At 69.8% G+C, this 25133-nt stretch carries 21 protein-coding genes; 17 read left to right on the top strand and 4 right to left on the bottom strand.

What is annotated here, in order from left to right; genetic code table 11:
- Positions 1-56: 56 nt before the first annotated feature.
- Together AC3A57_RS20715 and recG are read left to right on the top strand one after the other, a co-directional pair.
- Complete coding sequence (locus tag AC3A57_RS20715) at positions 57-2471, top strand: TonB-dependent receptor (RefSeq protein ID WP_487580630.1); 2415 nt, start codon at positions 57-59, stop codon at positions 2469-2471.
- A 163-nt stretch (positions 2472-2634) separates the two neighbouring features.
- Positions 2635-4752 (top strand): ATP-dependent DNA helicase RecG, encoded by a 2118-nt coding sequence (gene recG, locus AC3A57_RS20710; RefSeq protein ID WP_487580629.1) that lies wholly within the window; start codon positions 2635-2637, stop codon positions 4750-4752.
- Here the strand turns inward: recG and AC3A57_RS20705 are convergent.
- A complete protein-coding gene (locus tag AC3A57_RS20705) occupies positions 4737-4913 on the bottom strand; it encodes a hypothetical protein (RefSeq protein WP_487580628.1) in 177 nt (58 codons plus the stop codon). The genes recG and AC3A57_RS20705 overlap by 16 nt on opposite strands.
- An 18-nt stretch (positions 4914-4931) precedes the next feature.
- On the opposite strand from AC3A57_RS20705, the gene AC3A57_RS20700 reads away from it, so the two are divergent.
- The 5 genes from AC3A57_RS20700 (at position 4932) to AC3A57_RS20680 (ending at position 9956) form a co-directional block, all read left to right on the top strand.
- On the top strand, positions 4932-5687 hold the full coding sequence (locus tag AC3A57_RS20700; RefSeq protein WP_487580627.1) for a hypothetical protein: 756 nt from the start codon (positions 4932-4934) through the stop codon (positions 5685-5687).
- Positions 5688-5754: 67 nt separating this feature from the next.
- The gene (locus tag AC3A57_RS20695) at positions 5755-6468 is read left to right on the top strand and encodes a DUF4166 domain-containing protein (protein ID WP_487580626.1); all 714 of its coding nucleotides are present in this window, start codon (positions 5755-5757) and stop codon (positions 6466-6468) included.
- Positions 6465-7406, top strand: a complete 942-nt coding sequence (locus AC3A57_RS20690; protein ID WP_487580625.1) for a nucleoside hydrolase — start codon at positions 6465-6467, stop codon at positions 7404-7406. The genes AC3A57_RS20695 and AC3A57_RS20690 overlap by 4 nt, the downstream gene beginning before the upstream one ends.
- 573 nt (positions 7407-7979) lie before the next feature.
- Positions 7980-8222, top strand: coding sequence for a type B 50S ribosomal protein L31 (locus tag AC3A57_RS20685; protein WP_221671421.1), 243 nt, complete (start codon positions 7980-7982; stop codon positions 8220-8222).
- A gap of 426 nt (positions 8223-8648) precedes the next feature.
- On the top strand, positions 8649-9956 hold the full coding sequence (locus AC3A57_RS20680) for a citrate synthase (RefSeq protein WP_487580624.1): 1308 nt from the start codon (positions 8649-8651) through the stop codon (positions 9954-9956).
- Positions 9957-10038: 82 nt separating this feature from the next.
- Here the strand turns inward: AC3A57_RS20680 and AC3A57_RS20675 are convergent, their stop codons facing one another.
- From AC3A57_RS20675 to AC3A57_RS20665, 3 genes are all read right to left on the bottom strand, one after another.
- Positions 10039-10431 (bottom strand): hypothetical protein, encoded by a 393-nt coding sequence (locus AC3A57_RS20675; RefSeq protein WP_221671423.1) that lies wholly within the window; start codon positions 10429-10431, stop codon positions 10039-10041.
- 166 nt (positions 10432-10597) lie between these two features.
- Positions 10598-11251 (bottom strand): hypothetical protein, encoded by a 654-nt coding sequence (locus AC3A57_RS20670; RefSeq protein ID WP_487580623.1) that lies wholly within the window; start codon positions 11249-11251, stop codon positions 10598-10600.
- Between the two features lie 227 nt (positions 11252-11478).
- The gene (locus tag AC3A57_RS20665; RefSeq protein ID WP_487580622.1) at positions 11479-14034 is read right to left on the bottom strand and encodes a penicillin-binding protein 1A; all 2556 of its coding nucleotides are present in this window, start codon (positions 14032-14034) and stop codon (positions 11479-11481) included.
- A gap of 404 nt (positions 14035-14438) precedes the next feature.
- Between AC3A57_RS20665 and AC3A57_RS20660 the strand changes: the two genes are divergently transcribed.
- The 10 genes from AC3A57_RS20660 to AC3A57_RS20615 all read left to right on the top strand — a co-directional run bounded on the left by AC3A57_RS20660 (position 14439) and on the right by AC3A57_RS20615 (position 25130).
- On the top strand, positions 14439-15497 hold the full coding sequence (locus AC3A57_RS20660) for a pilus assembly protein PilM (protein WP_487580621.1): 1059 nt from the start codon (positions 14439-14441) through the stop codon (positions 15495-15497).
- Positions 15497-16315, top strand: coding sequence for a PilN domain-containing protein (locus AC3A57_RS20655; protein WP_487580620.1), 819 nt, complete (start codon positions 15497-15499; stop codon positions 16313-16315). Before AC3A57_RS20660 ends, AC3A57_RS20655 begins: the two co-directional genes overlap by 1 nt.
- Positions 16312-17025 (top strand): type IV pilus inner membrane component PilO, encoded by a 714-nt coding sequence (locus tag AC3A57_RS20650; protein WP_487580619.1) that lies wholly within the window; start codon positions 16312-16314, stop codon positions 17023-17025. The genes AC3A57_RS20655 and AC3A57_RS20650 overlap by 4 nt, the downstream gene beginning before the upstream one ends.
- 1 nt (position 17026) lies before the next feature.
- A complete protein-coding gene (locus AC3A57_RS20645) occupies positions 17027-17575 on the top strand; it encodes a pilus assembly protein PilP (RefSeq protein ID WP_487580618.1) in 549 nt (182 codons plus the stop codon).
- Between the two features lie 15 nt (positions 17576-17590).
- The gene (locus AC3A57_RS20640) at positions 17591-19660 is read left to right on the top strand and encodes a type IV pilus secretin PilQ (protein WP_487580656.1); all 2070 of its coding nucleotides are present in this window, start codon (positions 17591-17593) and stop codon (positions 19658-19660) included.
- A 199-nt stretch (positions 19661-19859) separates the two neighbouring features.
- Positions 19860-20876 (top strand): AAA family ATPase, encoded by a 1017-nt coding sequence (locus AC3A57_RS20635; RefSeq protein ID WP_487580617.1) that lies wholly within the window; start codon positions 19860-19862, stop codon positions 20874-20876.
- Between the two features lie 49 nt (positions 20877-20925).
- Positions 20926-21822 (top strand): DUF58 domain-containing protein, encoded by an 897-nt coding sequence (locus tag AC3A57_RS20630; protein WP_487580616.1) that lies wholly within the window; start codon positions 20926-20928, stop codon positions 21820-21822.
- Complete coding sequence (locus AC3A57_RS20625; RefSeq protein WP_487580655.1) at positions 21819-22277, top strand: DUF4381 family protein; 459 nt, start codon at positions 21819-21821, stop codon at positions 22275-22277. The genes AC3A57_RS20630 and AC3A57_RS20625 overlap by 4 nt, the downstream gene beginning before the upstream one ends.
- Before the next feature lie 25 nt (positions 22278-22302).
- A complete protein-coding gene (locus tag AC3A57_RS20620; RefSeq protein ID WP_487580615.1) occupies positions 22303-23307 on the top strand; it encodes a vWA domain-containing protein in 1005 nt (334 codons plus the stop codon).
- Positions 23304-25130 (top strand): tetratricopeptide repeat protein, encoded by a 1827-nt coding sequence (locus tag AC3A57_RS20615; protein ID WP_487580614.1) that lies wholly within the window; start codon positions 23304-23306, stop codon positions 25128-25130. Before AC3A57_RS20620 ends, AC3A57_RS20615 begins: the two co-directional genes overlap by 4 nt.
- Positions 25131-25133: the final 3 nt, after the last annotated feature.

The raw sequence follows: 25133 nt of genomic DNA, 5'->3' as shown, positions 1-25133 counted from the left end.
GGGAACGCGCCGAACGCGCGCGTTCGATTCTGGAACGAACGAGAGGGGAGCTTTCGATGTCGTTGCGCAAACACCGCCTGGTCGTCGCGACCGGCACCGCCATCGCCGCGTTGTGCGGCGGCGCCTTCCTGCCCGCTGCGGCGCAAGCGCCGGACCAGCCCAAGGAACTGGACAAGATCACCGTCACCGCGCAGAGCCGCGAGCAGGAACTGCAGGACGTGCCGATCGCGTTGCAGGTGGTCACCGACCAGCTGATCGACGACATCGCCGCCCAGGACCTGGGCGACCTGGACAGCTTCGTGCCCGGGCTGGTGGTCGACAGCCAGCAGCCGACCCAGCCCGGGTTCCAGTTGCGCGGCATCAGCACCGACGACTTCGGCATCGGCACCGATCCGGCGGTCGGCGTCTACGTCGACGGCGTCTATGCCGGCCGCGGCGGCGGCGTACTGCTGCCGTTCACCGACGTGGAACGGATCGAGGTGCTGAAGGGGCCGCAAGGCACCTTGTTTGGCCGCAACACCGCCGCCGGCGCGATCTCCATCATCACCCGCAAGCCGAGCACGGCGGCGACCGAAGTCGCGGCTAAGCTGCGCATCGGCAACCACGGCAAGCAATACGTCGACGGCATGCTCAACCTGCCGGTCAGCGACAACTCGGCGTTCCGCTTCAATGCGCTGATCAATCACGCCGACGGCTGGATCCAGGACGCGCAGACCGGGCGCGACCTGAACCCGGAGAACAACTGGGCCACGCGGGCCGCATTCAAGACCCGCTTCGGCGAGCGCACTTCGGTGCTGCTGAGCTGGGACCACGAGAATCTGGACCAGCTCGGCCAGGCCACCACCGGCATCGTCGCCTTGCCGCCGGCGCCGGGACTGCCGCCGCTGCCGGTCGACGAATCGGCCTATCTGGACCCGCGCAAGGTGCCGACCTACAGCGACGCCGAGGGCAACGAAGAGTCGCGGCGCTTCGACGGCGTGACCCTGATCGTCGACCACGGCACCGACTGGGGCAGCTTCACCTCGACCACCTCCTGGCGCGATTACGATTCGCTCAACCGGGTCGAGGAGGACGGCACCAACCGCCGTTACCTGTACGTCGATTCGACCAATACCGAGAGCAACCGCAGCTTCTACCAGGAGTTCAAGTTCGCCGGCAGCAGCGATAAGCTCGACTGGGTCGCCGGCGCCAGCTATTTCGACGAGCGCGCGCGCCAGACCAGCGAGGTCAATGCGATGACCGACTCGGTCGACAGCATCGTCCACAACCTCGGCCTGGCGCCGACCCCGACCGGCTATCTGTTCGGCTACGTCGACCAGCAACTCGGCGCGCTCGGCATTCCGATCAGCCTGCTCGGCCACCGCTGGAACGAGAAGTTCAACAACACCCTGGACACCCGCGCCTACGCGGTGTTCGGCGACGTGATCTGGCACGCCACCGACAAGCTCAACCTGACCTTCGGCCTGCGCTACACCCGCGACGAGAAGAAATTCAGCTGGCTCAACACGCCGCGCTCGGCGCCGGAGCTGGACGCGGCGCTGGATCAGCTCGACGCGCTGGGCTTCTTCGACCTGGCCGGGATCCCGCGCGAGTTTTTCGTCTTCGACGTGGCCTTCATCGACCCGCCGGCGCTGATGAACAAGGGCGTGTTGCGCCGCACCTCCGACAGTTGGACCGATTTCAGCCCGCGCTTCGTCGTCGACTACCACTTCAGCGACGACACCATGGTGTTCGCCTCGCTGGCCAAGGGCTACAAGGCCGGCGGCTTCAACTCGCTGCAGATCGGCAGCAGCTTCGAGAACGAGGACGTCTGGAACTTCGAGACCGGCATCAAGCAGGCCTTCCCGGACCAGCGCCTGCAGCTCAACGCCTCGGTCTACTACTACGTCTACGACAACCGCCAGGCGATACGGCTGGACAACAGCACCGACATTCCGCGCTTCGTCATCGATACCTCCGACCTGGAAGCCTACGGCCTGGACTTCGACCTGCGCTGGCAGGTCAGCGACGCGTTCGGCCTGGACTTCAACGCCGGCTTCATCGACTCGACCTACAAGAACTACGTCACCGCCGACGGCATCGACACCAGCGGCGACCCGACCGGCCTGCCGTACTGGTCCTTCGCCGGCGGCGCGCACTACCGCTGGGACCTCGGCGGCCGCGGCGACCTGCGCGCGTCGTTGCGCCATGCCTACCGCGGCAAGGTCCGCTGCAGCGACGAGTCGCGTTCGCAGAACCGCTGCGGAGTGAGCCCGGCCCTGGACCTGGGCGAAGCGCAGAACCGCACCGACCTGCGTCTGGCCTGGACCTCGCCGCAGGGCCGCTGGGGCTTGGCCGCGTACGCGAACAATGTGTTCGACCACCAGTACGTCAATGCGCTGGGCACCTACGGCAAGAGCGTGCTCGGCACCGTCGGCGCGCGCGTCAGCGAGCCGCGCAGCTATGGGGTGGAGTTCGTGGCGCGTTATTGAGATTGGATCGAGCGGGACTCGTGGCTCGGGACTGGGGACTGGGCAAAAGCGGATGTCGCACATCCGGAGGCCGCGCTGGACAATCGCGTCCAGCGCGCCAATGCTCTTCGAGTCCCGAGTCCCGAGTCCCGAGTCCCGCCCTCATTCCCTTATCCTTAGGGGCATGCCTGCCCGCAAGGACGGACCGTCCGTCGATCTCCACAGCCAGCCGTTGCCGCGCCTGCCCGGGGTCGGGCCGCGCGTGGCCGAAAAGCTCGCCGCGCGCGGGCTGACTACGCTGCAGGATTTCTGGCTGCAGCTGCCGCGGCAATACGAGGACCGGACCCAGATCACCCCGATCCGATTGCTCCAGCCCGGCGTCGCGGCGCAGGTCGAGGGCCGGGTCGAGGCGGTCGAGCGCGGGTTCCGCTATCGGCCGATGCTGCGGGTGGCGATCGACGACGGTTCGCGTTCTTCCCTGGTGCTGCGCTTCTTCCATTTCCGCGCCGCGCAGGTGGCGCAGTTCCGGATCGGCGCGCGGGTGCGGCTGTACGGCACGCCCAAGCCGGGCCAGAACGGCCTGGAGATCGTCCATCCCAGTTACCGCGTGCTCGACGACGAGGCCGAGGTGGCGCTGGGCGAGCGGCTGGATCCGGTTTATCCGACCATCGAGGGCATCGGACCGGCGACCTTGCGGCGCCTGATCGGCTATGCCCTGGACCGCTTGCCCGACGAGACCGAGCTGGAGCTGCTGCCGCAGGACCTGCGTCGGCGCCTGAAGCTGCCGACCCTGCGCGAGGCCTTGCTGACCGTGCATCGGCCGCCGGTCGACGCCGATGTGGCCGCGCTGATCGAAGGCCGTCACCCGGCCCAGCGCCGGCTGGCCCTGGAGGAACTGCTGGCCCATCACCTGAGCCTGCGCCGCCAGCGCATCAGCCAGCAGGCGCACCGCGCGCGGCCGCTGAAGCAACTGCCGCTGGCCGAACGTTTGCGCAAGTCGCTGCCGTTCAAGTTGACCGCGGCGCAACGGCGGGTGTTCGACGAAATCCGCGCCGACCTGGCCAAGCCCTCGCCGATGCTGCGCCTGGTGCAGGGCGACGTCGGCAGCGGCAAGACCGTGGTCGCCGCGTTGGCGGCGATGCTGGCGGTGCAGCATGGCCGCCAGGCGGCGCTGATGGCGCCGACCGAACTGCTCGCCGAGCAGCACCTCAACAACCTGCGTCGCTGGCTGGAGCCGCTGGACGTGCGCGTGGCCTGGCTGGCCGGCAAGGTCACCGGCCGCGCGCGCAAGCAGGTGCTGGCCCAGGTCGCCGCCGGCGAGGCCCAGATGGTGGTCGGCACCCATGCGCTGATGCAGGAGGGCGTGGCCTTCCGCGATCTGGCCCTGGCGATCGTCGACGAACAGCATCGCTTCGGCGTGCACCAGCGCCTGGCGTTGCGCGACAAGGGCGCCGGCGGCAGCGTCGGCGCCGATGCGATCGTGCCGCACCAGTTGGTGATGACCGCCACGCCCATTCCGCGCACCCTGGCGATGACCGCCTACGCCGACCTGGACGTGTCGGCGATCGACGAACTGCCGCCCGGGCGCACCCCGGTGCAGACCGTGGCGCTGAGCGAAGAGCGCCGGCCCGAACTGGTCCAGCGCATCCGCACCGCCTGCGCCGAAGGCCGCCAGGCCTACTGGGTCTGCACCCTGATCGACGAGTCCGACGAGGTCGTGGCCCAGGCCGCGCAATCCACGTTCGAGGAACTGTCGCGCCAGCTCGCGCCTTTGCGCGTGGGCCTGGTGCACGGGCGGATGAAGGCCAAGGAGAAGCAGGCGGTGATGCAGGCCTTCAAGGACGGCGCGCTGGACCTGCTGGTGGCGACCACGGTGATCGAAGTCGGGGTCGACGTGCCCAATGCCTCGCTGATGATCGTCGAGAACGCCGAGCGCCTGGGCCTGGCCCAGTTGCATCAGCTGCGCGGGCGGGTCGGCCGCGGCAGCGCCGCCTCGACCTGCGTGCTGCTGTATCGCTCGCCGCTGTCGGGGCTGGCGCGGCAACGCCTGGAGACCATGCGTCAGACCCACGACGGTTTTGTCATCGCCGAGAAGGACCTGGAACTGCGCGGCCCCGGCGAACTGCTCGGCACCCGCCAGACCGGCCTGGCCGGATTCCGCGTCGCCGATCTGGCCCGCGACGCCGACCTGCTGCCGCTGGTGCAGGAACTGGGCGAGAAACTGCTCGCGCAATCGCCGCAACTGGCCGAGCGCATCGTCGCGCGCTGGGTCGGCGGCGCGGCGCGCTACGCCTCGGCCTGAACCCCCAAGGCGATCATCGCCTGCGCCTGCGCCTGCGCCTGCGCCTGCGCCTGCGCCTGCGTCTGCGTCTGCGTCTGCGTCTGTGCGACATGGCTCTGCTGCAATGATCGCGCGAGCGTGCGCCGCACGGCCGCACCGAGCGCGGAGGGAGTCCCGCGCATTCACGACAGGAGCGTCCTATGCCCGCTTTGTTCGATGTGCCGCAGCACGAATTCGCGTCGTTGCCGGCGGTGGCCGGCGAAGTCCGCCAGGTCGGCGATATGGAATGGGGCCGGGCGACGCGCGATGTGCTGCGTTACCCGGCCGGTCGCCTGTGGCGCGTGCAGTTGTCGGGGCAGGTGCTGACCGGCACTTCCGGCGACGACAGCCTGACCGGCGGCGCCGGCGACGATACGCTGTACGGCCTGGACGGCAACGACCTGCTGCTGGGCGAGGGCGGCAACGACACGCTGTACGCCGGCGACGGCGACGACATCCTCGCCGGCGGCAGCGGCGACGACGCCTTGCACGGCGAACTGGGCAACGACGCCTACGTGTTCGGCCTGGGCGACGGCCACGACCGCATCCACCAGAGCGACGTCGAGGGCCAGTTCCTCACCATCCTGGTGCTGAAGCCCGGCGTTCATCCGGACCAGGTGCAGCTCGAACGCGACGGCCTGGATCTGGTCGTGCGCCTGGCCAGCGCGGAGACCGTCACCCTGGAGGCTTTCTTCCCGCCCGCCGACGATCCCTGGCAGTGGCCGCGCGCGGTGGACCAGTTCTGGTTCCAGGAGGGAGCGGCCTGGGAAATGAGCGACATCCTCGCCCGCCTGCCCGGCGCCGCGACCGCGTCGGCAGGCTGGCGCGGCGGCGTTTCGCCGGTGCCGGTTGCCGGACGGGCGTCGCCGCCGTGCGCGACGGCGCTCTCGCCCGGGCGCCGGTGCGGGGCCTTGTAAGCGCGGCGGGCGCGCTCCCGGTGCCTGAAGCGCCTGGCCGGGAAGCCCGGCGCCAGCCGAAACCCTCGTGCCCGGTCAGCCCGGGCACGACGGTCCCCGAACAGCGCCAAGAGGGCTTGCATTTCGGCCGTGGGATTTGGCTATAGTGTCCCGCCCGCTGGAGCGCCTCACCCGGATGCCGGGAGCCCCTCACAACGCGGCGATGCACTGGTTCGGCCCGGCCTTCGAGCGGCTGCACCCGCGCCTGCAAGCTTTGCACCGCAGCGGCGGTGCGCTGAACGGGCAGATCGGGATTTCCACCGGTCGCGGCCTGGCCGGCCTGATCGGTCGCCGCCTCGCCGCGCGCCTGGGCATTCCCACCGACCGCGCGCTGCGTGGGTTTCGGGTCGACATTTCCCACAGCCAAGACGCCATGCGCTGGCGCCGCCGTTTCGACGACGGCGGCGAACTGCTGTCGGTGTTCCGTCCGGTCGGGCGCTATCCGCAGGGGCATTGGCTCGAATCCACCGGTCCGGCGCGAATCAAGCTGGGCGTCGATCTGGAAGGCGGCGGCTGGCGCTGGCGCGTGCTCGGCGTCGCCGTAGCCGGCGTGCCGCTGCCGCGTTCCGCGTTTCCGCGCACTCAAGCCTACAAGCGCATCGAATCCCATCCCGACGGCGAGCGCTATCGCTTCGCTGTCGCGTTCTCCTGGTTTCCCTTCGGCGAACTGCTGCGCTACGAAGGCGCACTGCACGCCATCCCGGCCGAATCGGCCGATCCTGTCGAAAGAGTGGTTACATGACCGATCGCATTCCCCTGCTTATCGATACCGACCCCGGCGTGGACGATGCGCTGGCGTTGTTGATGGCGTTCAACGACCCGCGCCACCAACTGGTCGGGTTGACCATCGCCGCCGGCAACGTCGGCCTCAAGCACACCGTGGCCAACGCGCTGAAGCTGTGCGAAGTCGCCGGGGTCGAGGTGCCGGTGTTCGCCGGCGCCGACGCGCCGCTGCTGCATCCCTCGCCGGACGCCGGCTACGTGCACGGCCAGGACGGTTTCGGCGACGTCGGCTACGAGCCCGCGCAGCGCCAGGCCGAGGCCGAGCACGCCGCGCTGGCGATCATCCGCCTGTCGCACCAGCACGCCGGCAAGCTGTTGCTGGTCGCGCTGGGCCCGCTGACCAATGTCGCTCTCGCGCTCAAGCTCGACCCGACCTTGCCGCAACGCATCGCGCGCCTGGTGGTGATGGGCGGCGCGGTGACCTGCCAGGGCAACATCACCCCGGCCGCCGAATTCAACATCTACTTCGACCCGGAAGCCGCGCACATCGTGTTCGAAGCGTTCGAGCGCATCGACCTGGCGGACTGGGAAGCGGTGATCGCCCACGGCCTGCACCACGATCGCGTGCTGGAGTGGTTCAAGACCGATTCCGTGCGCGGCCAGTTCTACGAGCGCATTTCCGAGAAGACCCGGATGTGGTCGATCGACCGCCGCGGCGATCATTGGCACGCCGCCGATGCGCTGGCGATGGCGTTCGCGCTCGAACCCGAAGGCGCGCTCGACCTGCAGGCGCGGCCGGTGTCGATCGAGCTGGAGGGCACCCACAGCCGCGGCGCGACCGTGGTCGACTGGCGTCGCCAGGAGGGACGTCCGGACAAGGTGACGATCCTGATGAAATACGATCAACAGCGCTTCGAATCCCTGCTCCAGGCAGCCCTATCCGCGTCCCCCGCGTAGGCGGTCGGCAGCCGGCGCCAGCGGCCGAAGCGCGTCCCTCGCGTAGAAGGTCGGCAACCTGCGCCGGTGGCCGAAGCGACCGTATGCCCCGCGTAGGCAGTCGGCAACCGGCGCCCGTGGCCGAAGCAGGTCCCCCGCGTAGAAGGTCGGCGACCCGCGCCGGTAGCCGAAGCGACCGCGTCCCCCGCGTAGGTGGTCGGCAACCGGCGTGAGGGTCCGAAGAGGGGCCTCCGCGCAGAAGGTCGGCAACCTCGCTGGTAGCCGAAGCGAGCGCGTCCTGCGCATAGGCGGTCGGCAACCGGCCTGTCCCGCGCCAGCCGGCCAACCAGCGGCGGGGCGGGGTGAGGGCGCCCCGCCGCAAAGCGCAGCTCATCGGCCTGTGTCGCCGCAAACGCCGCTTTTGAGTGGCAAGGGCGCCGTTGGCGGGGTTTTCCCGTCGCCGCCAGGGCGGCGGACCGGGCGGGACGCTCTCAGCGCCCCATGCGATGAGATTCGTTGCTTTCCAGGCTTGCGTAACCCGCGGATAGCTGGCTATACTGCGCGACTTTCCCGCACACCTTAAGGTTGAGTGCCATGAAGGCAGGCATCCATCCCGAGTACCGCGACGTCGTGTTCCAGGACGTCACCACCGATTTCCAGATCCTGACCCGTTCGACCCTGTCGAGCAAGGAAACGATCAAGGTCGACGGCGCCGAGTACCCGCTGATCAAGGTCGATATCTCGTCGGCCTCGCATCCGTTCTACACGGGCAAGCACAAGATCGTCGACACCAGCGGTCGCGTCGACAAGTTCCGCAAGCGTTACGCGCAGAAGTAATTCCGCGTCGCATCGCTGTACGTCCAACGGCTGCCCGCAAGGGCGGCCGTTTGCGTTTGCGCGCCGCAAGGGCGCGCGCCGAGGCGTCCCATGCGCGCCGTCGGCGGTGGCGGGTTTCGGCTGGGGCGCGCGCCGCGAGTCCTGCGGTGTGCGGGCTGGCGCGGCGCCCGCCAGCGGCCCGCTGCTGCCAGCGCTTTCGCCAGGACCCGCAAGCCGGCGTCCGCGGCGCGGGCCGCGAGCCCGCGCCGGCGGGGCTTCCCGCGCCGCGCCGGCAACGCACCGTGCCGCCGCAGGCGCCGTCCCGACCAAAGTCCGAGCTTGGGCTCTGGAATCGTTGTGCGATAATTCAGCCATCGCAATCCGATTGTGACCCCTGTTGCCCTCCTGCCGCGGCCCTCCCTGCGGCAGCAGACCGAGGAGTGTTTCGTGTCCGATGATTCCAAAAAAGCCGGCCTTGATCAGGTCACCCTGACCGCCGGCGACAAGAACGTGGTCCTGCCGGTGCAGCATCCGGTGCTCGGCGCTCCCTGCGTCGATATCGCCAAGCTGCCGAAAGAAACCGGGATGTTCACCTACGACCCGGGTTTCACCGCCACCGCCAGCTGCAAGTCCGCGATCACCTACATCGACGGCGACCAGGGCGTCCTGCTGTACCGCGGCTACCCGATCGAGCAGCTCGCCGAGAAGTCGAACTTCCTCGAAGTCGCCTATCTGCTGATGAACGGCGAACTGCCGAACGCCGGCGAGTTCGCCAAGTTCGAGCACGAGGTCACGCATCACACGATGATGCACGAGGCCTTCCGCACCTTCCTCTACGGCTTCCGCCACGACGCCCATCCGATGGCGATGCTGGTCGGCATGCTCGGCTCGATGGCGAGCTTCTACCACAACGATCTCGACCTGGAAGATCCGGAACAGCGCCGCCTGGCCGCGATCCGTCTGATCGCCAAGGTGCCGACGATCGCCGCCGCCTGCCACCGCTATTCGATCGGCTGGCCGATCCGCTACCCGAAGAACAGCCTGGACTACACCACGCGCTTCCTGCACATGCTGTTCGAGGTGCCGAGCGAGCCGCTGGAACTGAACCCGGTTGCGGCCAAGGCGATGGACCTGTTGTTCATCCTCCACGCCGACCACGAGCAGAACGCCTCGACCTCGACCGTGCGCCTGGTCGGCTCGACCGGCGCCAACCCCTACGTCAGCGTCGCCGCCGGCGTCGCCGCGCTGTGGGGACCGGCCCACGGCGGCGCCAACGAGGCGGTGCTGAAGATGCTGGAAGAGATCGGCCGCCCGGAGAACGTCAAGTCGGCGGTCGACAAGGCCAAGGACAAGGAATCGGGCTTCCGCCTGATGGGCTTCGGCCACCGCGTCTACAAGAACTACGACCCGCGCGCCGCGCTGGTGCGCAAGATGACCCACGACGTGCTCGGCGCGCTGGGCGTCAACGATCCGCTGCTGGAAGTGGCGATGAAGCTGGAAGAGGCGGCGCTGCAGGACGAGTACTTCGTCCAGCGCAAGCTCTACCCGAACGTCGACTTCTACTCGGGCATCATCTACAAGGCGCTCGGCATCCCGGTGGAGATGTTCACCGTGATGTTCGCCATCGCCCGCACCGCCGGCTGGGTCTCGCACTGGCTGGAGCAGCAGAACGATCCCGAGAACAAGATCGGCCGTCCGCGCCAGATCTACACCGGCCACGCCACCCGCGACTACGTCGGCGTCGGCCAGCGCTGACCGGCGCCGGTTTCCGGACGCGAAAACGCCCCGCTTCGGCGGGGCGTTTTCGTTTGCGCCGGCGCTTGCCGGCGCGCGCCGCTTACTCGACCGCGCAGCCGGTCAGGCTCATGTAGTCGCTGCCCGAGGTGAAGCCGACGGTGCAGGTCGCGACGAACGCCGTGCCGGGCTCCAGCGCAGACAGTTTGCGGCTCTGTTCCGGGTCGTCGCTGCTCAGGCGCGCGTACTCGACATCGCTGCCGGCGTCGGTGGCCGAGGTCAGCGCGGTGTCGGCCAGCGAGGTGTTCTGTTCCAGCACTACGGCGCTGATCCGCACCGCCTGGTCGTACTCGGGCATCGACAGGGCGCTGTAGTCGGCGCTTTCGTAGCTCGCGTACAGCTTGGAAAGGGCGAGCGGCGTCGCCGCCGCAGCGGTGCCGGCGACGAGGGCGGCGAGGGGCAGCAGGCAAAGCGCGGCGGTTTCCTTGATTCGCATCGGACATCCTTGATGGGGGTGTCCGGCGATTGTGGCGGCAGCGCGCGCCAGCGTCATCCGATACGCGGCGAATCTGCTTCGCCGCGGTTTGCCCGTCGTGTCGTTGCGCGTGCGCGGGTCGCGGCGCGCCGATGGCCGCCGACGCCGGGATCGAGCGCGCTCGAATTCAACCGCGCTCGAACTCGGAGATTTCCTCGTCCGCCAACAACTGGCGCAGTTGGGTCGCCGAGGCGCGTTTCATCGGCTTCTCGTCGACGCTGGACAGCGGCGCTTGGCGCAGCACGTCCAGTGGCAGCACGCTGAGGTCGAAGCTCAGCTCTTCGGCGGAGAACAGCCACACCGGCGCGTCCAGGCTGCGCTCCCGGTCCAGACGGAAGCGGCGCTCGCGCGCCTCGGCCGGGATGCGGTGCTGTTCCAGGAAGCGCGGTACCGCATCGGCGTCGTCGCTGTACAGCTGCAATGCGACCGGGCTGCGCGCGTCGGCGGTGCCGTCGAGCACCGGACCGACCAGGCGCGGCTCGAACGAAGCGAAGAACTCCATCGCCCGCAGCGCGGCTTCGCGGCGCTGGCGCAGGCCGCCCAGGTTGTCGCGCTGGAACAGGCGCTGGTACTCGCGCAGGGCGTCTTCGATTTCCCGGTTGCGCGGCAGCGAGGCATCGTCGTAAATGCCCAGGCGCTCGGCGGCCTTGAGCTTGGCCTGGTGGTAGTCACGGATGCCGCTTTCGGCGATCAGCCGGGCCGCTTCGTGGGCGAGCCGGTGGCGGCGCTCGCGGATGCGGGTTTGCGCGTGCTGGTGTGCGTGCTGTCGGGCCTGGTGCATCTCGACCTCCGGGCGGGCACTCTACGGCGAGGGCGCTCGCCGCGGCCGGGATCTGCCGGCGTCCCCACGCTAGCACGTTCGTGCGCCGGGTTGATGTACGGGCCGGAACCGGGCCGCGCGAGGCGCCAGAACGGGCAAGATCGAATCCATCGGGCAACAAAAAGGCCGCATGCGCGGCATGCGGCCGTTTCGTTCGAACGCTTGTGCGGCCCGGCGGCCGGGCGGCGTCAGAAGATGTCGAAGGACTCTTCCGACGGCGCCGCGTCTTCGTTGCCGTAGTCGGTGTAGGTCTGCATGCGTTCCAGGTCCTCGGCCTTGACCCATTCGATCACGCCGCCGGCGCCGTCCGGGATCAGCGCGCCGTTGCCGGCCACCGACACCTTGACCATGCCCTGCGGCGGTTCGTTGGCCGCGACCGGCTGGTCCTTGAGCGCCACGCGCATGTAGTCGATCCAGATCGGCAACGCCGCCTTGCCGCCGTACTCGCGGTAGCCCAGCGACTTGTAGTTGTCGCGGCCGACCCAGACGGTGGTGACGTAGGGGCCGCCGAAGCCGGAGAACCAGGCGTCGCGGTGATCGTTGGTCGAACCGGTCTTGCCGCCGACGTCTTCGCGGCCGAGCACCTTGGCCGCGGTGCCGGTGCCGCGCTTGACCACGTCGCGCAGCATCGAGACGATCTGGTAGGCGATGCGGTCGTCGATCGCGCGCGGGGCGATGTGCATCGCCGCCATTTCCTCCTTGGTCGGCGGCTTCTTGGCCGGCGCCGCCGCGGCTTCGGGCTGCTTGGGCTTGCCCTTGTCGCCGGCCGCGGCGCCGGCGCCGGGCGAGGGGCCCAGGTCGAAGCCGTCGACGACCTGGCTGACCGGCGCGGCCACGGCCTGGCCGCGGCCGCCGCACTCGGGGCAGGCCACCGCCGGCTTTTCCTTGAACACCATCGCGCCGGCGCGGTCCTTGACCTCGTCGATGAACCACGGGGTGATGCGGAAGCCGCCATTGGCGAAGACCGCGTAGCCGCGCGCCACCGACAGCGGGGTCAGCGAAGCGGTACCCAGCGACATCGACAGGTTCGGCGGCAATTGTTCGATCTCGAAGCCGAAGTGGCTGATGTACTTGCGCGCGAAGTCGACGCCCATCGCGTCGAGCAGGCGCACCGAGACCAGATTGCGCGACTGTACCATCGCCTCGCGCACCCGCATCGGTCCGGCGAAGTTGCCGCCGTCGTTCTGCGGCCGCCACAGGTGGCCGCGGCGGTCCTTGAACACCACCGGGGCGTCGAGCACGATCGAGGCCGGGTTGTAGCCGCGCTCGAACGCGGCCGCGTACACGAACGGCTTGAAGCTCGAGCCCGGCTGGCGCCGCGCCTGGGTGGCGCGGTTGAACTTGGCGCCGGCGAAGCTGTAGCCGCCGGACAGCGCGCGCAGCGCGCCGTTGGCCGGTTCCAGCGAGACCAGCGCGGCCTGCGCCTGCGGCAGCTGGTCGAGGCGGTAGCTGATCGTCGTCGGCGCCGGCGGCGCGGCGGGCGCGTCGCCGGACGCGTCGCCGGCCGGCTTGGCCGGGGCGGGCGCCGCGGTCTCGATCTTCGCCACCCGCACCAGGTCGCCGCGCTTGAGCAGGCTGCCCGGGCTGCGTCCGGCGAAACCCTGCTTCTCGCTCAGGTCCAGCTCGGTGCCGTCGGCGAGCACGACCTGGGCCTGGCCGCCGCGGGTGCCGAGCACCACCGCCGGCAGCAGGTTGGCCTGGGCCGGGATGCCGCGCAGGCGCAGCCGGGCGGCGGCCGCGTCGTCGCCGGCGGCGAGATCGAAGTGCTGCTCGACGCCGTGCCAGCCGTGGCGACGGTCGTACACCGACAGGCCGTCGCGCACCGCCTTGTCGGCCGCGGCCTGCAGGGTCGGGTCGATGGTGGTGGTGACGTGGTAGCCCTTGGTCAGCGCCTCGGCGCCGTAGCGGGCGACCATTTCCTGGCGCACCATCTCGGCGACGTAGGGCGCGTAAACCTCGATCGGGCGCTCGTGCGGGCTGGCGTGCATCGGCGCGGCCTTGGCCTGCGCGGCCTCGGCGGCGCTGACGTACTGCAGCTCGGCCATGCGGTCGAGGATGTAGTCGCGGCGGATCTTGGCGCGCTCGGGGTTGCTGAGCGGATTGCCGCTGGACGGGAACTTGGGGATGCCGGCCAGCGAGGCCATTTCGTCGAGCGAAAGCTCGCTCATCTTCTTGCCGTAGTAGAACTCGGCCGCGGCGCCGACGCCGTAGGCGCGATTGCCGAAGAAGCTCTTGTTGAGATACAGCTCGAAGATCTCGTCCTTGCTGAGCTCGCGTTCCATGCGCATCGCCAGCAGCATTTCGCCGAGCTTGCGCTTGTAGCTGTATTCCGAGCTCAGGAAGTACTGGCGCGCGACCTGCTGGGTGATGGTCGAGCCGCCCGGCACGCGCTTGTCGTCGGTGGTCGCCAGCAGCCAGACCGCGCGCGCCACGCCCTTGTAGTCGATGCCGTGGTGCTTGTAGAAGCGCGCGTCCTCGATCGCGATGAAGGCCTGCTTCAGGCGCTCGGGCACGTCCTCGATCGCCACCGGGTAGCGCCGGGTTTCGCCGAACATGGCCATCAGCCGGCCGTCGCGGGCGTAGACGTACATCGGCTCCTGCAGCTCGATGCTGCGCAGGGTCTCGACGTCGGGCAGCTTGGGAACGATCAGGTAGTACAGGGCGCCGAGCGCGATCGCGCCCAGCAGGACCGCGCCGATGAACGCGTAGAGCGCCCAGCGCAGCCAACGGCGAATACGGGACATCGAAGCGGGTTCCGGATCGTGATGGTTATGGCCGGCAAGTATAGAGGAGCGGGCCGGCGCTCCCGTCGGGGGCTGAGACGCGGGCTGCCCTGGGTCTGGGGGGCAGGGGGCGGGCAGGGCCGCCGCCGCCGGTCGCGGGCGGCCGCGCGAACCTCGGAACCGCCGAACCGGGCACGTTCCGGTTTCCCCATTCAGGGCAGTCTCGGACTGGCCGACGAACGGTCCGCCTTGTCCCGGCGCGGATCGTAAGGACTGACGGAGCGGGTCACATGACGTTGCGGGTCAAAAAAGCACGACTGGGTTGGCAATCGTGAACAAAGTGGTTGCCAGCCTGTGAAAAGTCCGTTATCTAAGCCGGGGCCACACGAAGTGCGCGTAAGCGCTTGTGGCATGGGGAGATAATTGTGGGACTCATCACAAAAAGCCAGCCGGCGCTCGTCGGCGTGGACATCAGTTCGACCGCGGTAAAGCTGTTGCAACTCTCTCGAGTGGGCAACCGCTACCGCGTTGAGCATTATGCTGTCGAACCGCTGCCGCCGAACGCGGTAGTGGAGAAGAACATCGTCGAAGTCGAGGCGGTCGGCGAAGCGATCAAGCGCGCCGTCGCCCGGTCGGGGACCCGCATCAAGCACGCCGCCGCGGCGGTCGCCGGCTCCTCGGTGATCACCCGGGTGATCGGCATGCCGTCGGATCTGGACGACGACGAGTTGGAGTCGCAGATCGAGCTGGAGGCGGCCAATTACGTGCCGTATCCGATCGACGAAGTGAACCACGACTTCGAAATCCTCGGTCCGATGCCGGGCAGCCCGGACATGGTCCAGGTGCTGCTGGCGGCGTCGCGCTCGGAGAACGTCGAAGTGCGCGCCTCGGCGCTGGAGCTCGGCGGCCTGATCCCGAAAGTGATGGACGTGGAAGCCTTCGCGATCGAGAACGCGTTCTCGTTGCTGGCCGACACGCTCAGCGGCCCGCGCGACGGTCTGGTCGCCCTGGTCGACTCGGGCGCGACCATGACTACGCTGAACGTGCTGCGCAACGGTCGCAGCCTCTACCACCGCGAACAGGTGTTCGGCGGCAAGCAGCTGACCGACGAGGTCATGCGCCGCTACGGCCTGAGCTACGAGGAAGCCGGTCTGGCCAAGCGCCAGGGCGGTTTGCCGGAGAGCTACCAGGCCGAGGTGCTGGAGCCGTTCAAGGAAGCGATGGTCCAGCAGGTCAGCCGTCTGCTGCAGTTCTTCTACGCCGGCAGCGAGTTCAACCGCGTCGACCAGATCGTCCTGGCCGGCGGCGGCGCTTCGATTCCGCGCATCGCCGAAATGGTCGAAGAACAACTCGGCGTGCCGACCACGGTGGCCAACCCGCTGGCGCACATGACTCTCGGCCCGCGCGTCCAGGCGCATGCGCTGGCACAGGACGCTCCCGCGCTGATGATCGCTTGCGGCCTGGCCCTGAGGAGCTTCGACTGATGGCACGCATCAACCTGCTCCCGTGGCGCGCCGAGCGGCGCAAGGCACGCCAGAAGGAATTCGGCGCGATCCTCGGCCTGTCGGCCCTGGTCGCCGTCGCCCTGTCGGTGCTGATCGTCTTCTACTACAACAGCGAAATCAGCGGTCAGCGCAAGCGCAACGCCTTCCTCGACGCGCAGATCGCCGAAGTCGACAAGAAGATCACCGAGATCGAAGAGCTCGACAAGAAGAAGAGCAAGCTGCTCGCGCGCAAGGAAGTGATCGAGAAGCTGCAGTCCAACCGTTCGCAGATGGTGCACCTGTTCGATTCGCTGGTGCGCACCATTCCCGACGGCGCGGTGCTGACCGCGATCAAGCAGGACGCCGAGACGCTGACCCTGGAAGGTCGCGCCCAGTCCAATGCCCGCGTCAGTACCTACATGCGCAATCTCGAGGTGTCCGGCTGGATGACCAAGCCCGACCTCAACGTGATCGAGGCCAAGGGCAACGAGAAGGGCCTGCCGTACGAGTTCAAGCTGCAGGTCAAGCTGGCCAACCCGAACGCGCCCAAGGACGAGGACGGCGACGGCGTGCCGGACGAGCCGGTCCCGGCCGCGCCGGAAGCCGCTGCGGCCGCCGCGTCGTCGGCTGCCGCGGCCGCCGCTGCGGGACAGCCGGCCGCCGCCCAGCCGGGCGCCGCGACCGCTCCGGCCGCCACGGCTCCGGCTCCTGCCGGTAGCGCCCCGGCCAAGCCGGGCGAAGCCGCCAAGCCCGCCGCCGCCCCCGCCAAGCCCGCCGCCGCGCCGGCTGCCCCGACCAAGACAGGAGCCGCGTCGTGAGCAAGAAGGCTTCTATGAAGAATCTGGACTTCAACAACATCGGCGGCTGGCCGCGCCGCGCGCAGATCGTGTTCTGCGCCGTGGTCGGGCTGGTGATCGTCGGCCTGGCCTGGTGGCTGTTCGTGCGCGAGAAGCGCGAAGAGCTCGAGGGCCTGGAGCGCCAGGAAACCGAGCTGCGCACCACCTTCGAGACCAAGCAGGGCCGCGCCGCCAACCTGGAGCCGCTCAAGCAGCAGCTGGCGCAGATGGAGCAGCAGCTGCAGCAGATGCTGCGCCAGCTGCCGAGCAAGACCGAGATGCCCGACCTGATCGTCGACATCTCCCAGACCGCCCTGGCCACCGGCATCTCCAACGAGCTGTTCCAGCCGGGCGCGGAAGTGCCGAAGGAGTTCTACGCCGAGAAGCCGATCGCGCTGCGCATGGTCGGCACCTACCACCAGTTCGGCGCCTTCGTCAGCGGCGTGGCCTCGTTGCCGCGCGTGGTCATCATGACCATGCACGACATCTCGCTGAAGCCCAAGGGCAACAACAACAAGGACGCGGCCGGCGGGATCACCCCCAACAGCCCGCTCGAGCTGGCCGGCACGGTCAAGACCTATCGTTATCTGGACGAGGAAGAAATGGCCGCGCAGAATCCGCCGGCAGACGGTTCCGCTCCCGCCGCCGCTGACGGCGCCGCGGGCGGCGACAGCAAGAAGGAGGGCAGCTGACATGCGCACTCGCTTCGTTGGTCGTTCTTCCCTCGCCGGCCTGAGCGCGCTGGCCCTGGCGCTGCTGGCGACCGGCTGCTTCCGCAGCGTCACCAGCACCCCGGGCGACGCGCCGAACCTGGAAAAGTGGGTCGCCGAGGTGAAGGCCAAGCCGGCCCCGCCGCTGGACCCGCTGCCGGTCATGCAACAGTTCGAAACCTTCGAATACAACGCGCAGGACATGCGCGACCCCTTCAGCACCGCGTTCACCGACGAAGACACCGGCTCCGGCCTGCGTCCGGACAAGGCGCGGCGCAAGCAGCCGCTGGAGATGTTCCCGCTCGACGGTCTCGACATGGTCGGGACTCTGGGCCGCGGGGGCGGTATGGTGGCGCTGGTGATGGCGCCCGACAAAGTGACTTATCGTGTTCGACCCGGTGCGTACATGGGGCAGAACGACGGTCGTGTGACCGCCGTGTCTGAGGAGCGCATCGACTTGGTCGAGCTGGTGCCGGATGGCGCAGGCGGCTGGCTGGAACGACCGGCCTCCGTGGCGCTGGAAGATCAATGATTAGGGGATAGCATGATGATCGTATTCAACGCCAAAACCATGCCGTCGGCCCGACGCCCCATGGCATCGCGCCCGCGCCTGGCGGGGCTGGTGGTCGGCCTGCTGGCCGGCATCAGCGCAGTCCAGGCGGCGCCCCAGACCGCTGCGACCGCGCCGGCCGCCGTGCCCGCGCCCCAGGTCGCGCCGACCCCGAGCAACGACCCGGCCAAGCAACTGCCGGGCACGATCTCGGTCGCCAACATCGACTTCAAGCGCGGCGACGGCGGCTCCGGCAAGCTGATCGTGCGCTTCAGCGGCGACGGCGCCATGCCCGACCTGCGCAACCAGGGCGCCGAAGTCCTGGTCAACGTCGGCAACGCCCAGCTGCCGGCCGAGCTGCAGAAGCCGTTGAACGTGGTCGACTTCGCCACCCCGGTGCAGCGCATCGATGCGCGCACCAGCGGCACGGGCACCCAGTTGGTGCTCAACACCGCCGGCGCCTACGACACCATGGCCTACCAGACCGGCCGCGAGTACATCGTCGAAGTGGTGCCGCGCGCCGCCTCGGCCGGCAACCGCGCCGTCGGCGCCGCCGGCGGCAAGACCGCCGGAGCGACCGCGGCCACCGTCGGCCAGGCGCCGGCCGGCGTCGCCCGCAGTTATTCAGGCCGCCCGGTGACCTTCAACTTCCAGGACGTGCCGGTGCGCACCGTGCTGCAGTTGGTCGCCGAGGAATCCAACCTCAACATCGTCGCCGCCGACACGGTGCAGGGCAACGTGACCCTGCGCCTGGTCAACGTGCCGTGGGACCAGGCCCTGGACATCGTCCTGCAGGCCAAGGGGCTGGACAAGCGCCGCAGCGGCAACGTGGTGTGGGTCGCGCCGCAGGCCGAGGTGGCCAAGTACGAGCAGGACCGCGAGGACGCGCGCATCGCCCTCGACAACCGCGTCGACCTGACCACCGAATACATCCAGATCAACTACCACAACGCCGGCCAGATCTATAAGGCGCTGACCGAGGCCAAGGGCATCGGCGGTAGCGGCGGTGGCGGAGAAGGTGGCGCCAATAACGAAAACGGGTTCCTTTCGCCGCGTGGCCGCCTGGTCGCCGACGAGCGCACCAACACCCTGATGATCAGCGACATTCCGAAGAAGGTCGCGCAGATGAAGGAACTGATCCGGGTCATCGACCGTCCGGTCGATCAGGTCCTGATCGAGGCCCGTATCGTCATCGCCACCGAAAGTTTCGCCCGCGACCTGGGTGCGCGTTTCGGCGTCTCCGGCCAGAAGGGCGATGTGATCACCAGCGGCACGCTGGACAGCATCAACAACTATCGCAACACCGCGGCCAAGAACGACCTGATCCGCCAGCAAGCGAACAAGCTGACGCAGGATGCGGACCTCTTCCGCATTTCCGATCCGACCAAGTACAACTCGCTGCTCGATCAGGCTCGTTCGTTGCTGCAGACCATGACCAACCCGGCGTTCCTGTTCCCGGCCAGCCTCAACAGCAACGTTGGCGTGCTCAACCCGGCTGGCGCGCTGGCGTTCACCATCCTCGGCAAGTACGTCAACCTGGACATGGAGTTCAGCGCGATGCAGACCGAGGGGCGCGGCGAAGTCGTGTCCAACCCGCGCGTGGTCACCAGCAACCAGCGCGAGGCGGTGATCAGCCAGGGCCAGGAAGTCGGCTACGTGACGATCTCGCCGCAGCAGGGCGGCAACAGCATTCCGATCCCGAACGTACAGTTCAAGGACGTGCTGATGGAGATGAAGGTCAATCCGACCATCACCAACGACGGCCGCGTGTTTCTGAACATGAACGTCAAGAAGGACGAGATCCAGGGCTTCATCGACACCTCGATCGGCCAGGTGCCGCAGATCAACAAGCGCAACATCAACACCGCCGTGCTGGTCGAGGACGGTCAGACCGTCGTGATCGGCGGCGTGTACGAGTTCCGCGATCGCACCGACCTGTCCAAGGTGCCGTTCCTGGCCGACATCCCGTTCCTCGGCAATCTGTTCAAGAAGAAGAGCCGCAGCAAGGAAAAGGCCGAGCTGCTGATCTTCGTCACGCCGAAGGTGATGCAGGTGACCCAGCGCTGATCGGCGCCGGGTATGCCGCGAAAAGGGCCTTCGGGCCCTTTTCGCGTTTCTGCGCCCGCGGCCGGATGACCTCGCCCGCCGGTCTGCGCCGTGAGCGCGTCATGAACTGGCCGAGGCCGCGCCGCGACGCGGTTGAACCTCTCGCGCCGGTTTGGGTCAAAATCGGCGCGTATCGCTCCCGATCGTTACTGGATACCGGATGGACAGCGCAACCGACCGTTCCCCCGACCTGCACGGCGCCGACGGCGCGCGCCTGCACGACGACTTCCGCGCCCTGCGCGACGCGCTGGCGCTGGAGATCGTCGGTCAGGCCGAGCTGATCGAGCGCTTGCTCATCGCCTTGCTCGCCGACGGCCACCTGTTGGTCGAGGGCGCGCCCGGCCTGGCCAAGACCAGCGCGGTGCGCGCCCTGGCCGCGCGCCTGGAAGCGGACTTCGCCCGGGTCCAGTTCACCCCCGACCTGCTGCCGGCGGACCTCACCGGCACCGAGGTCTGGCGCCCGCAAGAGGGGCGTTTCGAATTCCAGGCCGGGCCGATCTTCCACCCGATCCTGCTCGCCGACGAAATCAACCGCGCCCCGGCCAAGGTCCAGTCGGCGCTGCTGGAGGCGATGGGCGAGCGCCAGGTCACCGTCGGCCGCGCCACCTACGCCTTGCCGCCGCTGTTCCTGGTCATGGCGACGCAGAACCCGATCGAGCAGGAGGGTACCTTCCCGCTGCCGGAGGCGCAGTTGGACCGCTTCCTGATGCATGTGCGCATCGGCTATCCGGAGGCCGCCGCCGAAACCGAGATCCTGCGCCTGGCGCGGGAGCGCGCGCGGCAGACTCTGCGCACCGCCCCGGCGGCGGTGGCGCGGATGCCGCAGGCCGACGTGTTCGCCGCCCGCGCCGCGGTGCTGGACCTGCACGTGGCGCCGGCGGTGGAGCGCTATCTGGTCGAGATCGTGCTGGCCTCGCGCGACGCCGGCCGCTACGACCCGGCGCTGGCGCGGCGCATCGCCTGGGGCGCCAGCCCGCGCGGTTCGATCGCGCTGGAGCGTTGCGCGCGCGCCCACGCCTGGCTGGCCGGACGCGATTTCGTCACCCCCGACGACGTGCGCGCGATCGCGCCCGAGGTGCTGCGCCATCGCATTCTGCCCAGCTACGAGGCCACCGCCGAAGGCTGGGACGGCGATCGCCTGCTCGGCGAACTGCTCAAGCGGGTGCCGTTGCCTTGAAGGCCGGGATTCGGGATCGGGGATTCGGGATTCGCAGCGGAGGCTGGCGGTGAGCGAAGGCGTGGTGCCGAGTCTGGGCGAACTGGTCGCGCTGCGCGCGGCGGTGAGCGGGCGGCGCGCGGCGCGCCAAGGCCGTCACGGCGTCAGCGGCCAGGCCTTGTCGCCGTTGCGCGGGCGCGGCATGGAGTACGCCGAATCGCGCGAGTATTCGCACGGCGACGACGCGCGCCACATCGACTGGCGCCTGACCGCGCGCACCGGCCGCGCCCATACCAAGCTGTTCCAGGCCGAACGCGAACGGCTCAGCCTGATCGTCGCCGACACCGCGCCGTCGCTGTATTTCGGCACCCGGGTTCGATTCAAATCGGTGCAGGCGGCGCGCGCCGGCGCGGTCGCGGCCTGGGCCGCGGTGCGCGACGGCGACCGCATCGCCGCCTTGCGCGGCAGCCTGCGCGAGCCGCCGGTGACGCCGGCGGCGGGGCCGCGCGGCGCCTTGCGCGTGCTCGACGCGATGGTGCGCTGGTATGCGCAGGCCCCGGCCGACGACGCCGGCCTGGAGGTGGCGTTGGACCATGCCGCGCGCCTGTTGCGCCCCGGGTCGCGCCTGCTGGTGCTGGCCGATCCGGCCAGCGTCGCCGCGCTGCCGGCCCGGCGCTGGGCGACCCTGGCCCAGCATCATGAAGTCGTGGTGTTGCTGCTGACCGATCCGGTCGAGACCCAGCCGCCGCGGGCGATACTGCCGTTCAGCCGCGAAGGCCAGCGGATCGAACTCGATCTGGGCGCCGACGAAGCGCGCCGGCGTTGGCGCGAGACCTTCGTCGCGCCGGTGGAGGCCGCGCTGGAACAGTTGCCGGCGCGCGGCGTGCGCGCGCAGGCGCTGGCGACCGACGCGGCCAGCGAGTCCTGGCTGCCCCTGCTCGGCCGCGCGCGGCCGCTGGTGGCCTGATGGCCGCGCCGCTGCCGCTGCGCGACGTGCATCTGCCGCCGGCGCCCTCGTGGTGGCCGCCGGCGCCCGGCTGGTGGCTGCTGGCCGCGGCGCTGCTGGCGGTGGGCGCGGCGGTCTGGTTCTGGCGCCGCCGTCGCGCGCGTCGTCGCGCGGCGATCGAGCGCGTGTTCGACCAGGCCCTGGCCGCGGCCGAAACGCCGAGCGCCCAGGTCGCGGCGATCTCCGAACTGCTGCGGCGCGCGGGGCGGCGGCGCGATCCGCAAGCCGACCGCCTGCAGGGCGAGGCCTGGCTGGAGTTCCTCGATCGCGGCAGCAAACGTCGCGACTTCGCCGACGGCGCAGGGCGGGTCCTGCTCGATGGCGCTTACCGGCGCGAGGTCGAGCCGGCGCGGGTCGCGGCCCTGCACGATCTGGCCCGGCGCCGGTTTCTGCAATGGATGGGGGCCGGCCGGTGAACGCGCACGACCGAGGCGCCGGCGCATGAGCGACTGGCTGAGCCGATTGAGCGAAGTTTTCGCCTGGCCGTGGTGGCTGCTGGCCCTGCCGCTGCCGCTCTTGGCGCGTTGGCTGCTGCCGCCGGCGCGCGAGGCGTCGGCGGCGCTGAAGGTGCCGTTCGGCGCGCGCCTGGACGCGGTCGCCGGCCATGGCGGCCGCGGTCTGCGCGGCGGCGGCGCCGGCTGGTGGCTGTGGCTGGCCTGGGCGTTGCTGTGCGTGGCCGCGGCGCGGCCGCAACAACTCGGCGAAGCGGTGCAGCCGCCGCAGGTCGGCCGCGACCTGATGCTGGCGCTGGACCTGTCGGGCAGCATGAGCGAGCCCGACATGGCCTTGAACGATCGCCCGGTCGATCGCCTGACCGCGGCCAAGGCGGTGCTGGCCGACTTCCTGGAGCGCCGCCAAGGCGACCGGGTCGGCCTGATCGTGTTCGGCCGCCGCGCCTACGCCTTGGCGCCGCTGACCCTGGATCGCGCCACCGTGCGCGATCAACTGCGCGACAGCGTGGTCGGCCTGGCCGGCCAGGAGACCGCGATCGGCGACGCGATCGGCCTGGCGGTCAAGCGCCTGCGCGAACAGCCGGCCGGGCAGCGGGTGCTGATCCTGCTCACCGACGGGGTCAACACCGCCGGCGCGCTGGATCCGCGCAAAGCGGCCGAACTGGCGCGCGACGACCGGGTGCGCATCCACACCATCGCCTTCGGCGGCGACGGTTCCTTGTCCCTGTTCGGGTTCAAGATCGCCGTGCCGGGCGGCGACGCGATCGACGAAAGCAGCCTGCGCCAGATCGCCCAGAGCACCGGCGGGCGCTTCTTCCGCGCTCGCGATACCGGCGAACTGGTCGGGATTTACGCCGAGATCGACCGCCTCGAACCGATCAGCCGCCCCGGCAAGGCGGTACGGCCGCGCATCGAACGCTACTCCTGGCCCTTGGCCGGCGCCCTGGCGCTGGCCTTGCTCGGGTTCCTGTGGCCGCGGCGGAGGCCGGCATGAACGCGCCCGCCTGGCCTTGGTGGAACGAGCTGCATTGGCTGCGTCCGCAGTTCCTGTGGCTGTTGCTGGCGCTGCCGGCATTGGCCTGGTGGTGGCGCCGCCGCCGGCGCGATCGCAGCGTCTGGCGCGGCGCGGTCGATGCGCATCTGCTGCCGCACCTGCTCGACGGCCGTGCCGGGCGCGCCTCGCGCCTGGCGGCGATCGCCGCGGCGCTGGGCTATGCGGTCGCGGTGCTGGCGCTGAGCGGACCGAGCTGGCGCGAAAGCGAACAGCCGTTGTGGCAGACGCGCACGCCGTTGGTGCTGGCGCTGGACTTGTCCAGCCGCACCCTGGCCGGCGACCTGCCGCCGAGCCGCCTGGCGCAGGCGCGGGCCAAGCTGGCGGCCTTGTTGCGCCGGCGCGACGGCGGCCAGATCGGGCTGGTGGTGTACGCCGACGACGCCTACACCGTCGCGCCGCTGACCGACGACGCGCGCAACGTGGCGATCTTCCTCGACGCGCTGGCGCCGGAGATCATGCCCGGCGACGGCCAGCGCGCGGACCGCGCGATCGCCTGGTCGGCGCGGCTGTTGCGCCAGGCCGGCTTCGATCGCGGCGAGATCCTGCTGATCACCGACCACGCCGACCGCGCCGATCGCGCCGCGGCGGACAAGGCCCGCGAGCAGGGTTACCGGGTCTCGGCGCTGGGCCTGGGCGGCGACACCGCGACGCCGTTCCGTCGCCCCGACGGCGAGATCGTTTCGGCGGCGCTGGACGCGGACTCTCTGCGCCGCCTGGCCAGCGACGGCGGCGGCCGTTACGCCAGCATCGGCCAGGACGATGCCGACCTGCGCGCGCTCGGCGTGCTCACGGCGAAACTCGCCGACACCGGCACTCAGCAGGGCAAGCAAGGCCTGGCCCGCGAGGACAACGGCTACTGGCTGTTGCCGCCGCTGTTGCTGTTGGGCCTGTTCGCGTTCCGCCGCCGCAGCGGCGCGGCCGCGCTGGCGCTGCTGCTGTGCCTGGGCCTGCCGCTGGCGCCGGCGCGCGCGCAAGGCCTGTGGCAGCGCGCCGACCAGGCCGCGCATGCGCGCATCGAAGAGGGCACGGCGGCCTATCGCAAGGGCGAATTCGAGCGCGCCGGCGAGCTGTATCGCCAGGGCCGGGGCGCCGACGCGCAGTACAACCTCGGCAACGCCCTGGCGCGCCAGGGCCGTTACGACGAAGCCATCCGCGCCTACGACCAGGCCTTGAAGCTGCAACCGGGCATGGCCGATGCGTTGGCCAACCGGCGTGCGGTCGCGGCGGCGAAAAAACGCCCGCCGCCGCCCAAGGGCGAAGGCAAGCAGAACGCGCCGCGGCAAAACGGCGGCGGGCAGAGCGGGCAAGGCGCGCAAGGCGGCCGCAGCGGCAACCAGGATCCCAAGCCGCAGCCGGCGCGCGACGGCAACCAGGACGGCCGGCCCGAGCCGAGCACGGCAGGCGATCGCAAGCCGGGGCAACCACAGCAGCAACCGCAACAAAAACCGCAGCCGCAACCGTCCGCAGGCAATGGCGCCGGCGAGGCGCCGCGCGCGGCCGACCAGGCCGCGCAGCAGCAGGCCGACGCCGCCCAACGCGAACGCATCCGCCGCGAGCTCGAGCGTCAGGGCAAGGGCGGCCAGGCGCAGCGTGGCGAGCGCCCGGCGCCGGCGCCGGGCCGCGAGAGCGCGCAGCAGCGCGAACGCCGGCTCGCCAACGAGGCTTGGCTCAAGCGCGTGCCGGACGATCCGGGCGGGTTGCTGCGGGAAAAGTTCAAGATCGAATACGAGCGGCGGCAGATGCAGTCGCTGCGGGGAGACTGAGGC

Source organism: Lysobacter sp. Soil_C_15 (genome assembly GCF_057657315.1).
Note: the sequence above shows the minus strand (reverse complement) of the source record. Positions and strands in the feature narration are given on the sequence as shown.

What these genes read in the sequence shown, in the direction of transcription:
- AC3A57_RS20640 (WP_487580656.1), top strand. Translation starts at nt 17,591, where the DNA reads ATGATCGTATTCAACGCCAAAACCATGCCGTCGGCCCGACGCCCCATG.
- AC3A57_RS20670 (WP_487580623.1), bottom strand. Translation starts at nt 11,251, where the DNA reads ATGCACCAGGCCCGACAGCACGCACACCAGCACGCGCAAACCCGCATC.
- AC3A57_RS20705 (WP_487580628.1), bottom strand. Translation starts at nt 4,913, where the DNA reads ATGCGCGGGACTCCCTCCGCGCTCGGTGCGGCCGTGCGGCGCACGCTC.
- AC3A57_RS20685 (WP_221671421.1), top strand. Translation starts at nt 7,980, where the DNA reads ATGAAGGCAGGCATCCATCCCGAGTACCGCGACGTCGTGTTCCAGGAC.
- AC3A57_RS20635 (WP_487580617.1), top strand. Translation starts at nt 19,860, where the DNA reads ATGGACAGCGCAACCGACCGTTCCCCCGACCTGCACGGCGCCGACGGC.
- AC3A57_RS20615 (WP_487580614.1), top strand. Translation starts at nt 23,304, where the DNA reads ATGAACGCGCCCGCCTGGCCTTGGTGGAACGAGCTGCATTGGCTGCGT.
- AC3A57_RS20665 (WP_487580622.1), bottom strand. Translation starts at nt 14,034, where the DNA reads ATGTCCCGTATTCGCCGTTGGCTGCGCTGGGCGCTCTACGCGTTCATC.
- AC3A57_RS20620 (WP_487580615.1), top strand. Translation starts at nt 22,303, where the DNA reads ATGAGCGACTGGCTGAGCCGATTGAGCGAAGTTTTCGCCTGGCCGTGG.
- AC3A57_RS20645 (WP_487580618.1), top strand. Translation starts at nt 17,027, where the DNA reads ATGCGCACTCGCTTCGTTGGTCGTTCTTCCCTCGCCGGCCTGAGCGCG.
- recG (WP_487580629.1), top strand. Translation starts at nt 2,635, where the DNA reads ATGCCTGCCCGCAAGGACGGACCGTCCGTCGATCTCCACAGCCAGCCG.
- AC3A57_RS20700 (WP_487580627.1), top strand. Translation starts at nt 4,932, where the DNA reads ATGCCCGCTTTGTTCGATGTGCCGCAGCACGAATTCGCGTCGTTGCCG.
- AC3A57_RS20655 (WP_487580620.1), top strand. Translation starts at nt 15,497, where the DNA reads ATGGCACGCATCAACCTGCTCCCGTGGCGCGCCGAGCGGCGCAAGGCA.
- AC3A57_RS20715 (WP_487580630.1), top strand. Translation starts at nt 57, where the DNA reads ATGTCGTTGCGCAAACACCGCCTGGTCGTCGCGACCGGCACCGCCATC.
- AC3A57_RS20675 (WP_221671423.1), bottom strand. Translation starts at nt 10,431, where the DNA reads ATGCGAATCAAGGAAACCGCCGCGCTTTGCCTGCTGCCCCTCGCCGCC.
- AC3A57_RS20690 (WP_487580625.1), top strand. Translation starts at nt 6,465, where the DNA reads ATGACCGATCGCATTCCCCTGCTTATCGATACCGACCCCGGCGTGGAC.